The organism is Pseudomonas sp. NY11955, assembly GCF_048068035.1.
Classification (GTDB): Bacteria; Pseudomonadota; Gammaproteobacteria; order Pseudomonadales; family Pseudomonadaceae; genus Aquipseudomonas.
In genome coordinates this window covers 1-321 of sequence record NZ_JBLUPS010000062.1, presented here as the reverse complement: position 1 = coordinate 321, position 321 = coordinate 1, and the positions used below count along the sequence as shown (strand labels likewise).

Below are 321 nucleotides of genomic sequence, written 5' to 3'. Positions count from 1 at the left end.
CGCCCGCGCGATCATTCATTCACAACCAGACCGCATCCCAATGCGGATAATCGCCCACCCTGCTGACCAACCCAGCCCTTATCGGATTGGCAACAATGTATCTGGCAACATTGAGCACCTCGTCATCATGACGCAAAGCCCGGTCGTGATAACCTGCCTGCCAGATAGGCACCACCCTTGCTCCAGCTTTGCGCAAAGCATGACTGGATCGGGATTTGAAACGTTGCATCAACGTCCCCAGCGTTACGTTTTTCAACTCAATAAGCCAATGCACATGGTCAGGCATCACGACCCAGGCCAATGACCGGCAATGGAGCTCCT

At 54.2% G+C, this 321-nt stretch carries 1 protein-coding gene; it reads right to left on the bottom strand.

The window, feature by feature from the left end:
- Nucleotides 1-19: 19 nt before the first annotated feature.
- A partial coding sequence (locus tag ACNFBR_RS29295; RefSeq protein ID WP_416737885.1) for an REP-associated tyrosine transposase occupies nt 20-321 on the bottom strand: 302 nt, incomplete at its 5' end.